The organism is Streptomyces sp. YIM 98790, from assembly GCF_011421595.1.
Taxonomy (GTDB): domain Bacteria; phylum Actinomycetota; class Actinomycetes; order Streptomycetales; family Streptomycetaceae; genus Streptomyces.
On sequence record NZ_WTLH01000191.1, the window covers coordinates 1 to 10742 of the forward strand.

Sequence of the window (10742 nt, forward strand, 5' to 3'; positions counted from 1 at the left end):
GCACGGCGGTGACCGGCGCGGCGGCCGGGGGTGCGGGAGCGGCGGCCGGGCGGGGGGCCGCGGGGCCGGGGGCGGCGGTACCGGGAAGCGCTTCGTGCCGGGCGACACCGTCTCGGACCGTTGCGGATCCGGGCGTGGTCGTTCGTCCCGGCATCTGCGCACCTCCCTCGATGGCCTTCCGGCCTGACCGTCCCGGCTGATCTGGCCGCGCCGTCCGGCACGACGACGGAGACCGCCCGGTGGGGTGCCGGACGGACCGCGCACGGGGACGGTGCGGGGCAGATGGTCAGCTAGCGTACGTCAGCCGCCGGGAAGGCGGTGCACACCGTCCTCCGGACGGGCTTCGCACGGTATCTTCCCCGTTCTCCCTTCCGGCGCCGTCCTCCGGCGGGCCGCCGCGGCCCCCGGCATCGGTGCCGGTGCCGCGCCGGTGCCGTGCGGTTCCGCACCGGGCGGTCCGCGGACGCGGCTGCCGCATCCCCGTGCCGCCGCCGCCCTCCGGTCCCGGACCGGTTACCGGCGGGTCGCCGGAATGTCCCCGTCCGGGCCATCCGTGGTCAATGAATCCGTCATGAACAAGGTGAATCATCCACCGTGCGCATTCCGGAAAACCAGGGGAACAAAGTCCCGATTCCGATAGCGAAGACATCACATCGGGATCACGAACGCCGGCGCTGGACGGAACGCCACCATCACCGGCTGTAATGTTGAGGAGTGCCTATCGACCGCCTCTTTGCCCGTCTGGAGCAGGAGCCGCAGCGCCCCGATGCCGCGATTCCGCGCATGAGCCGTACGCGGAGGTCGATCCTGGGTGCCACGCTGGGCTTCTACGCGCTGATCGTCGCGGCGGTGCTGAGCACCTCGTGGCTGGTCCGGCTGGACTGGCAGGTGATGCTCTTCCGCCCCTACAAGCAGTGGCCGGAGCTGCACGGCTTCCTGGACTACTTCGTGGTGCTGGGCCAGCGCGGCCCCACGGCGGTGCTGATCGCCGCCTGGCTGGGCTGGCGCTCCTGGCGGCAGCGCACCCTGCGCCCGCTGCTGGTGATGGCCACGGCACTGCTGCTGCTCAACGTCTCGGTGGGCGCGGCCAAACTGGGCATGGCCCGCGAGGGCCCGCACTACGCCAACGTCATGGGCTCCAACGAGATGTTCCTGACCGGCGACATATTTCCCTCCGGGCACACCGCCAACGCGGTCGTGACCTGGGGAATCCTGGCGTATCTGGCCACCACGTCGCAGGCCCGGCGGATCCTGTCGGTGATCGCCGCGGTGTTCGCGCTCGGCGTGGGCACCACCACCGTGTACCTGGGCACGCACTGGGTGACCGATGTGCTCCTCGGCTGGGCCGCGGGGCTGGCCGTGCTGCTGGCCATGCCGTGGTTCGAGCCGCTGGTCGCCTGGGCCGAGTGGAAGCTGCTGACCACGCGGGACGCACTGCGCACGGGTTACCGGGCCTTCCGGGCCTATGACCCGGAGGCGGCCCACCGGGCCCGGCTGCACCACACCGGGCAGGCGCCGGGCCACGGCCGCGAGGGGACGCCCGGCGACTCCCCGGCGGCCGCACCGCGGCATCCGGAGCCGCAGCCGGCCGGCGCGGGGCGGGGCGTTCCGCAGCTCGCCGGAGAGCTGCGGCCGTGGCATCCGCATCCGCCGCCCCGCCCGCAGGGCCATCCGGGCCAGGGCGAGCACCCGCCGGCCCGGCCGGTGAGCAGCCACTAGCGCCCTCGCCGCGGCGCGCCGCCCGACGTGCCACGACCTGCCTGCCATGGCCCGCCATGGCCCGCCATACGTGCGGCCCGGGGTTGCGTGCCCCGGGCCGCCGCACGTCCACGGCGGGACTCGGCTCAGCCCTGCCAGCAGCGCACCACGCGGTCGTCGCGCACGGCCAGGTTCAGCCGGCCGGCGCGGTACTCCATGGTGATGACCGCGTCCGGCGGCACCACCCGGACCATGGACCAGCCGCGCTTGCGCGCCCGCTGCTCGGCGGCGTCCGCGGAGAGCCCCAGATAGCCGTCTGTGTCGTCGCGGGGCATGCCCGCCCCGCCGGGTTCCGGTGACATGCCGCCCACCGTACGGGGCGGGGCGGGCGCCGGGAAGTTCCGGCCGCGTCCGTGTCCTGTCACCGTTCCGTCACAACCGGGCCGCCGTGCGGGCCCGTTGTGCAACGGCCGCCCCTGACCCATTCGGCCGCACCGGGAATTCACCTTTCCCGCCGCCGGAGCCACTGCGGGAGGGGCTGCCGGAGCCGCCGCCGAGAAACTTCCGGCAATACGACCGGAACCGTCCGGCGGGAACCCGCGGGACTCGCCGCGCCTTTCGCCCGGGCGCCTCGGGAATTCCCGCCCGGAAGTGCCGGGAAATGACCTATGGTGTCCGCGGGGCGGCATTTCCGTGCCCGCCGCCACCGCCGCCACCGCCGGCTGCCGCCCGGCGCGGCCGCCGCACCCGCGGCCGTCCCGCCCGGTCCGGGGCACAGGGCGGCCGGCACGGGCGTGTTCCGCCCGGCGCACCACGGTGGCGCGCGCCGGGCGTATGCCGCGCACGCCGGAAGGCCGTGACAAATGCCGCCCCGCACCGTTGGACACGACGCAGCCTCATCAGGCGGCGGAGATTCCGATACCGAGGAGCGTCTGTGTCCCTCATGCTCGACGTCAGTGACGACGTACGCGCCGAGCTCGGCGATGAAGAAGCCGACCGGCTGCTGGCCGGCGAGAACGCGCCGCGTACCTACGACTGCACCTCGTGCCAGTCGCCCGGTGACAGTTCCCGGCAGCGCACCAGCACCGTGCTGTTCGTCGGCGACGAGACGGCCGTGCTCGCCTTCGCCCACGCGGACTGCTTCCCCTCGCAGGTGGTGCCGGTGTCCGAGGAGCAGCTCAAGGGCGCGGTGCGGTCCATCACCGGAGGCGGCGCCGGGGCCGAGGGCGTGCCCGCCGCGGGGGACATCCCGGGCGCCGACCCGCGGCAGGCCGTGCTCAGCGTGACCTGCGGCCAGGTCCTGCTGGGCGACGACCTGTACCCGGCGATGGTGGTGGAGCCGAGCGCGCCGGTCGTGCGGCCGGGCGCCGAGGGCCCGGGGGACGACTTTCTTCCGCTGCTGATCGAACACGGCTTCATGCCCGTGATGGAGATGAACAAACCGCCGTCCGAGATGCCCGGCTGGTCGGTGCTGGTGGTCAACGGCCGGCTGCACTCGGTGCTCCAGCCGGGGCTGGTGGGCGGCCCCACGGTCTCCTGGTGGGAGGCCCACCAGCCGCTGCCGGTCACCGACGAGTGGCGGGCGGCGGCCCGGAAGCACAACAGCGTGCTGGTGTACGCGGCCCCGGCGGGCTCGATCGGGCGCCAGCCGCGCGAGGACCTGCTGCGCACGGCGCTGGACGGCGCGGCCTCGCGCGGCCTGCTGGTGGGCGGCTCCATGCCGCTCTCCGGCACCTGACCGGACGGCACCGGTCTCTCGGACGCGGGGCAGGATTCGGGACGGCTGGGGCGTCCGGGATGCTGCCCCGCACCGCACCCGCCACCGCACCGCACCCGCCACCGCACCGCACCGGCGGCGTCCGGGCTCCCTTCCCNGGCGGCGTCCGGGCTCCCTTCCCGCCGCGCTCCCGGCGGGGTGCGGGGACGGGCGTTCCGGGGGCGGTCGGTGCCCGGCCCGCATCCGCCGGGTGATCTGATCGTTGGAGAAGTGTGCAGCAATTCAATGTCTCCGCCTCCGCCACTTCCGCGACCACCGGACGCCACCGTTCCCTCCCCGCCATGCGGGCGGCGTACGAGGAGCCCGGTGAGCGTTCGGCCACGCCGATCTACGACTCGCTGTGTGCCGAGTACCGGCGGCTGTTCCGGGCCGTTCCCGGAGAACGGCAGGGCGAGGAGGCGCTGCGCTTCCGCGGCTTCGCCGCGCTGAGCTGGCTCGGCGCCACCTACGGCACCCGGCCGGACGGCAGGGGCCCGGCCGCCCGGCACGCCCTGCCCGCCGGGAGCTCCGAGCCGGGCCACGACGCCGAGCGCTCCGAGCGCGCCGAGCGCTGAGCCGGGGTGGGACGCGCCGGCGCGTCCCGGCCCGCGGCGGGCCCGGCATCCGGCACCTCCGTGTCCGCCGCCCGTGTCCGCCGCCGTTCCCTCCGGCGTGCCGGCCCGCCTCAGCCGCGGCGCTGCGGCCTGCCCTTGCCCTTGCCGGTGCCTCGCTTCTCCCGCACCCGCACCGAGAGCTGGATCGGAGTGCCCTCGAAACCGAACTCCTCGCGCAGCCGACGCTCGATGAAGCGGCGGTAGCCCGCCTCCAGGAAACCGGTGGCGAACAGCACGAAACGCGGCGGCCGGGAACCGGCCTGGGTACCGAACAGGATGCGCGGCTGCTTGCCGCCCCGCACCGGATGCGGGTGTGCCGCCACCAGCTCACCGAGGAAGGCGTTCAGCTTGCCGGTCGGCACCCGGGTCTCCCAGCCCTCCAGGGCCCGTTCCAGGGCCGGCACCAGCTTCTCCAGATGGCGGCCCGTGGTGGCCGAGACATTGACCCGGGGCGCCCACCTGACCTGGCCCAGATCACGCTCGATCTCCCGCTCCAGGTAGTGGCGGCGCTCCTCGTCCAGGGTGTCCCACTTGTTGTAGGCGATGACCAGCGCCCGGCCGGCCTCCACCGCCATGGTGAGAATGCGGGTGTCCTGCACGCTGATGGTCTCGGAGGCGTCGATCAGCACCACTGCCGCCTCGGCCTTCTCCAGGGCGGCGGCGGTGCGCAACGAGGCGTAGTAGTCGGCGCCCGCCTGGAGGTGGGTGCGGCGGCGGATACCGGCCGTGTCGACAAAGACCCACGGCTTGCCGCCCAGCTCCACCACCTCGTCCACCGGGTCCCGGGTGGTGCCGGCCAGTTCGTTGACCACCACCCGCTCCTCCCCCGCCACCTTGTTCAGCAGTGACGACTTGCCGACATTGGGCCGCCCGATCAGGGCGATCCGGCGCGGCCCGCCCGGCGCCACGGAGAAGGTCTCGGGCGGAGCCTCCGGCAGCGCCTGGAGCACCGCGTCCAGCAGGTCGCCGGTGCCCCGGCCGTGCAGCGCCGAGACCGGATGCGGCTCGCCGATGCCCAGTGCCCACAGGTAGGCGGCGTCGGACTCGGCGGACGGACCGTCCACCTTGTTGGCGCACAGCACCACCGGCTTTCCGGTGGTCCGCAGCAGCCTGACCATGTCCTCGTCGGTGTCGGTGGCGCCCACCGAGGCGTCCACCACGAAGACCACGGCGTCCGCGGCCTCGATGGCGAATTCGGCCTGTGCCGCGACCGAGGCCTCGATGCCGAGCACGTCCTGCTCCCAGCCTCCGGTGTCCACCACCTTGAAGCGGCGGCCCGCCCACTCGGCCTGGTAGGTGACGCGGTCCCGGGTGACGCCCGGACGGTCCTCGACCACGGCCTCGCGGCGGCCCAGGATGCGGTTGACCAGAGTCGACTTGCCGACATTGGGCCGGCCGATCACGGCCAGCACCGGCAGCCGTCCGCTGCTCCTGGCGAGTTCGCTGTCGACCTCGGCGGCCTCGAAGCCCTCCTCGGCCGCGAGCCGCATGAACTCCTCGTACTCGGCGTCGCTCAGCGCACCGTGCGGGGCCTCGGTGCCCTGATCGTGGTCCGAATCGTGGTCCGAGGGGTGAAGGTCGTCGTGCATGAGTCCTGTCTTACGTCCGTAGGAGTCCGGGGCGGCCGGCCCGGCGAGGCATCGCCGGGCATCGCTCCCCTGCCAGTGTGCCGCGCCCGCGGCGGGCCGCCGCCTCAGGCGGTGGCGTGGCGCTTGGCGTCCTGCCGCTCCTCGACCAGGGTGATGACGCGCTGGATCACCTGCTCCAGGGTGAGCTCGGAGGTGTCGATCTCCACCGCGTCCGCCGCCTTGGCCAGCGGGGACGCCTTGCGGCTGGAGTCGGCGGCGTCCCGGCGGGCCAGCGCCTCCCGGGTGGCCTCCAGGGTCACGGCGTTGCGGGTGCCGGCCAGTTCGCCGCTGCGGCGGGCGGCCCGGGCCTCGGGCGAGGCGGTGAGGAAGATCTTCAGGTCGGCGTCGGGCAGCACGGTGGTGCCGATGTCCCGGCCCTCCACCACGATGCCCGGCCCGGCGGAACGGGCGGCGGACCGCTGGAGCTCGGTGATCCGGGCGCGGATCTCCGGCACCGCGCTGACCGCGCTGACCGCGCCGGTCACCTCCGGGCCGCGGATGGGCACGGAGACGTCGGTGCCGTCCACCGTGATGGTGGGGCCGGACGGATCGGTGCCGGAGACGATCTCCGGCTTGCCGGCCGCGGCCGCCACCGCGGCCGGGTCGGTGGTGTCGATCCCGTTGTGCAGCATCCACCAGGTCGCCGCCCGGTACTGGGCGCCGGTGTCGAGGTAGCGCATGCCCAGGCGGGCGGCGACCGCCCTGGAGGTGCTGGACTTGCCCGTGCCGGACGGCCCGTCGATGGCGACGATGAGGGCGGGGGTAGCAGACACGGCGGAGCGCACCTTTCGAGAGAGCCGGGGGAACCGGAGCCTGGAACCTGGGACTTGCGCGCGGCCCTCCCGTACCGCGGGCCGCGCCCGGGACGGGCCGGCGGGCCCGCCCGGGCCCACCGGTCCGGAGGTCCGGCGCCACGCATCCGGTACGGAGGGTCCTGGGCAAGGGTAGCCGTTCCGCCGTCCGGTCCGCCGCCGGCTTCCGCTGCTCCGGCCGCCCGGCCCGGCCCGCCGCTACTGGCGGATCGACCAGCCGCGTTCGCGCAGTGCCGCGGTCAGCACCGGGGCGACCGCCGGCTGCACCATGAGCTGCACCAGACCCGCCTGCTGCCCGGTGGCGTGCTCGATCCGCACATCCTCGATGTTGACCCCGGCCCGGCCGGCGTCCGCGAAGATCCGGGCCAGCTCGCCGGGCTTGTCACTGATCAGCACGGCCACCGTCTCGTAGGCGGCCGGGGCGGCACCGTGCTTGCCCGGCACCCGGGCACGGCCCGCGTTGCCGCGGCGCAGCACCGCCTCGATGCCCGCCGCGCCGTCCGCCCGCTTGTGCTCGTCGGCGGACTCCAGGGCGCGCAGCGCGCGGACGGTCTCGTCCAGGTCGGCGGCCACCTCGGCGAGCACGTCGGCCACCGGCCCCGGGTTGGCGGAGAGGATGTCCACCCACATCCCGGGGTCGGAGGCCGCGATCCGGGTGACGTCCCGGATGCCCTGGCCGCACAGCCGGACGGCGGCCTCCCCGGCCTGGGCGAGCCGGGCGGCCACCAGGCTGGAGACCAGCTGCGGGGTGTGCGAGACCAGGGCCACCGCGCGGTCGTGCGCGTCCGCGTCCATCACCACCGGCACCGCCCGGCACAGCGCCACCAGCTCCAGCGCCAGGTTCAGCACCTCGGTGTCGGTGTCCGGGGTGGGGGTGAGCACCCAGGGCCGGCCCTCGAACAGCTCGGCGGTGGCGGCCAGCGGCCCGGAGCGCTCCCGCCCGGCCATCGGGTGGGTGCCCAGATAGCGGGTGGTGTCGCAGCCCAGGTCGGCCAGCTCGCGGCGCGGGCGCCCCTTGACGCTGGCCACGTCCAGGTAGCCGCGGGCGGTCCCGCGGGCCACGGCCTCGGCCATGACCGGCGCGGTGAGCGCGGGCGGCACCGAGACCACGGCCAGGTCCACCGGGCCGTCCGGGGGGACGTCGGTGCCCGCGCCGAGCGCCGCGGCGGTGCGTGCCTGCTCCGGGTCCTGGTCCCGGAGGTGGACGCGGACGCCGCGGGCGGACAGCGCCAGCGCCACGGAGGTGCCGATCAGTCCGGTGCCGATGACGAGGGCGGAACGCATTGTCTCAGCGTAGTCGGGACGGGACGGGCCTAGAGCCCGACCTCGCGCATCAGCTGTCCGACCTCGGTGTGGGTCATGCGGCGGAGTCTGCCGGGCTTCTGGTCGCCCAGCGCGACGGGGCCGAAATGGGTGCGGACCAGCTTGTCGACCGGGAAGCCGGCCTCGGCCAGCATGCGGCGCACGATGTGCTTGCGGCCCTCGTGCAGCACCACCTCGACCAGATAGTTGTGGCCCACCTGGTCGACCACGCGGAAGTCGTCGGCGCGGACGTAGCCGTCCTCCATCTGCACGCCCTCCCGCAGCCGCCTGCCCAGGTCGCGCGGCAGCGGGCCGGTGAGGGCGGCCAGGTAGGTCTTGGTGACGCCGTAGCGCGGGTGGGTGAGCCGGTGGGCCACCTCGCCGTGGTTGGTCAGCAGAATGATGCCCTCGGTCTCGGCGTCCAGCCGCCCGACGTGGAACAGCCGGGTCTCGCGGTCCTGCACATAGTCGCCCAGGCAGGGGCGGCCCTCCGGGTCCTCCATGGCGGAGACCACGCCGACCGGCTTGTTCAGGGCGTAGAAGACGTACTTCTGGGAGGCGATGGTCAGGCCGTCCACCCTGATCTCGTCGCGGTCGGGATCGACCCGGCGGCCCTGCTCGCGCACGGTCCGGCCGTTGACCTCCACCCGGCCCTGGTCGATCAGCTCCTCGCAGCTGCGGCGGGAGCCCAGGCCGGCCCGGGCGAGCACCTTCTGCAGGCGTTCGCCCTCGGGCTCGCCGAAGGTCTTGGGCAGCGTGGCGGCCGGCCTGCCGTGCCGGGCGCGGTGCCTCTCCTCCAGCTCGGCCTCGTACTCACGGGTGCGGGCCGGGCCGCCGGGACGGCCCGCACCCCGGGCCGTGCCGCCCCGGCCGGTGCCGCCGCGACCGCCGCGGCCGGTGCCGGAGGCGCCGTCCTGGGGGTAGCGGCGTTCCTCGGGGCGGGGCCGCCCGGCGCGCTGCTGCTTCCGGTCGCGGTCGTTGCCCGCGCCCCGGTAGTTCCTGCTGTTGCTGCTGCCCCTGCTTCGCATCGTGTGTTCCGTCTGTCGTCGTCGGCGCGGCGCGCGGGGAGCCCGGCGGGCCGGTGGCCCGCCGGCGCGGTCACGCGCCTGCGGTCTGTGAGCCGTCGCTGTCGTCCGGAGCGAAGGAGGGCATCCCTTCCGGGCTCTCGGCCTCCACGGCCTCGGCCTCGGGCAGGAAGGGCGCCAGCCCGGGAAGCTCGTCCAGGCTGCGCAGGCCCATCCGCTCCAGAAAGTACTGCGTCGTCCCATACAGGATCGCACCCGTTTCGGGTTCGCTGCCCGCCTCCTCGATCAGACCGCGCTGGAGCAGGGTGCGGATCACGCCGTCGCAGTTGACGCCGCGCACCGCGGAGACCCGGGAGCGGCTGACCGGCTGGCGGTAGGCGACCACGGCCAGGGTCTCCAGCGCGGCCTGGGTGAGCCGGGCGGTCTGGCCGTCCAGCACGAACCGCTCCACGGCGTCGGCGTACTCGGGGCGGGTGTAGAAGCGCCAGCCGCCGGCCACCTCGCGCAGGTCGAAGCCGCGGCCCTGGGCGGCGTACTCGGCGGCGAGCCCGGCGAGGGCGCCGGCCACCCGGGCGGCGGGGCGCTCCAGCAGCCGGGCCAGGCGGTCCACGGCCACCGGCTCGTCCGCCACCATCAGCACGGCCTCCAGCGCGGGCCCGAGGTCCAGGTCGGCGACGGTGCTCCCGCCGGCCGGTGTCCGGGCCGGGGGCACCTCGGCGGCCGGGGCGGCGGTGTCCGGGCGGCCGGCCGTCTCCGGTTGCTGCGTCATGCCCTGTTCCTCCCGTGCTCGGTGGCGTCCCGGCGCCCTTCCCCGGTGCCGGGCTCCTGGTCGAATTCGTCCGTCACCAGGGAGCCGCCGTCCTCCTCGTCGGCGCCGCTCCAGCGGACGGTGAGGGTGCCGAGCGCCTCCTCCTGGTCCAGGGCGACGGCCCGCTCCCGGTAGAGCTCCAGCAGGGCCAGGAAACGGGCCACCACGGTGAGCGCGTCCGGGGCGTCGGCGGTGAGCTCGGCGAAGGTGGCCCGGCCCAGCTCGCGCAGCCGCCGGACCACGATCCCGGCCTGTTCGCGGACGCTGACCAGCGGGGCGTGGATGTGGTCGACGTAGACCTCGGGCGGGCGGCGGGGCTGCATGGCCTTGACCGCCAGGCGGGCCAGGCCCTCGGGGCCGACGCGGATGACGACCTCGGGCAGCAGCTCGGCGTGGTGCGGCTCCAGCCCCACGGTGCGGGGGCGGGAGCGGGCCTCGGCGGCCATGCGCTCCTGGAAGACCGCCGCCACCTGCTTGTACGCCCGGTACTGGAGGAGCCGGGCGAAGAGCAGGTCGCGGGCCTCCAGCAGGGCGAGATCGTCCTCGTCCTCGACGCTGGCGGACGGCAGCAGGCGGGCCGCCTTGAGGTCCAGCAGGGTGGCGGCGACCACGAGGAACTCGGTGGTCTGGTCGAGGTCCCAGTCGCTGCCCATGGCCCGGATGTGGGCCATGAAGTCGTCGGTGACGCGGGAGAGCGCGACCTCGGTCACGTCCAGTTTGTGCTTGGAGATGAGCTGGAGCAGCAGGTCGAACGGCCCCTCGAAGTTGTCCAGGACCACCCGGAACCGCCCGTCGTCCACGGGCTCCCCGGCGTCCCCGGGGGCATCCTCCCCGCCCGGCTCCGGGGCCGGTCCGGGCTCCGGGGCCGGGTCCGCAGCCGGCCCGCCGCCCGGCTGCGGGCCGCCGCTGCCGCCCGCCGGTTCCCCGTCCGCCGTCTCCCCGTCCGCCGCTTCCCCGTCCGCTGGTTCCCCGCCCGCCGGTTCCCCGTCCGTCGTCTCCGCGGCCGGCGCCTGCGACGGCGGCGGCGCCGTGTCCGCCGTCTCCTCCGGGCGCGGCCCCTCCCTCTCCCGCTCCCGCGGGCGCCCGGCGCCGTCCGGGA

The 10742-nt window shown here is 75.0% G+C and carries 10 protein-coding genes; 3 read left to right on the top strand and 7 right to left on the bottom strand.

Translation table 11 applies throughout. The features are described from left to right. Window positions 1–783 precede the first annotated feature (783 nt). The gene (locus GQS09_RS23520) at window positions 784–1719 is read left to right on the top strand and encodes a phosphatase PAP2 family protein (RefSeq protein WP_165989449.1); all 936 of its coding nucleotides are present in this window, start codon (window positions 784–786) and stop codon (window positions 1717–1719) included. 125 nt (window positions 1720–1844) lie between these two features. Here the strand turns inward: GQS09_RS23520 and GQS09_RS23525 are convergent, their stop codons facing one another. Beyond that, on the bottom strand, window positions 1845–2060 hold the full coding sequence (locus GQS09_RS23525; protein ID WP_165989451.1) for an I78 family peptidase inhibitor: 216 nt from the start codon (window positions 2058–2060) through the stop codon (window positions 1845–1847). Between the two features lie 572 nt (window positions 2061–2632). On the opposite strand from GQS09_RS23525, the gene GQS09_RS23530 reads away from it, so the two are divergent. Continuing rightward, a complete protein-coding gene (locus GQS09_RS23530; RefSeq protein WP_165989453.1) occupies window positions 2633–3436 on the top strand; it encodes a hypothetical protein in 804 nt (267 codons plus the stop codon). A gap of 251 nt (window positions 3437–3687) precedes the next feature. Next, on the top strand, window positions 3688–4029 hold the full coding sequence (locus GQS09_RS23535; protein WP_165989447.1) for a hypothetical protein: 342 nt from the start codon (window positions 3688–3690) through the stop codon (window positions 4027–4029). Window positions 4030–4139: 110 nt separating this feature from the next. Here GQS09_RS23535 and der read toward each other — a convergent pair whose 3' ends face one another. The 6 genes from der to GQS09_RS23565 form a co-directional block, all read right to left on the bottom strand. Beyond that, on the bottom strand, window positions 4140–5657 hold the full coding sequence (gene der, locus GQS09_RS23540) for a ribosome biogenesis GTPase Der (protein ID WP_165989455.1): 1518 nt from the start codon (window positions 5655–5657) through the stop codon (window positions 4140–4142). A 104-nt stretch (window positions 5658–5761) separates the two neighbouring features. Further along, window positions 5762–6469, bottom strand: coding sequence for a (d)CMP kinase (gene cmk, locus GQS09_RS23545; protein WP_165989457.1), 708 nt, complete (start codon window positions 6467–6469; stop codon window positions 5762–5764). Between the two features lie 237 nt (window positions 6470–6706). Next, complete coding sequence (locus GQS09_RS23550) at window positions 6707–7792, bottom strand: prephenate dehydrogenase (RefSeq protein WP_165989460.1); 1086 nt, start codon at window positions 7790–7792, stop codon at window positions 6707–6709. Between the two features lie 29 nt (window positions 7793–7821). Further along, window positions 7822–8838 (bottom strand): pseudouridine synthase, encoded by a 1017-nt coding sequence (locus tag GQS09_RS23555; RefSeq protein ID WP_165989462.1) that lies wholly within the window; start codon window positions 8836–8838, stop codon window positions 7822–7824. A 70-nt stretch (window positions 8839–8908) separates the two neighbouring features. Beyond that, window positions 8909–9604, bottom strand: a complete 696-nt coding sequence (gene scpB, locus GQS09_RS23560) for an SMC-Scp complex subunit ScpB (protein ID WP_165989464.1) — start codon at window positions 9602–9604, stop codon at window positions 8909–8911. After that, window positions 9601–10742 (bottom strand): ScpA family protein (locus tag GQS09_RS23565; protein WP_243761717.1); only part of this gene is annotated, 1142 nt, incomplete at its 5' end. The genes scpB and GQS09_RS23565, both read right to left, overlap by 4 nt.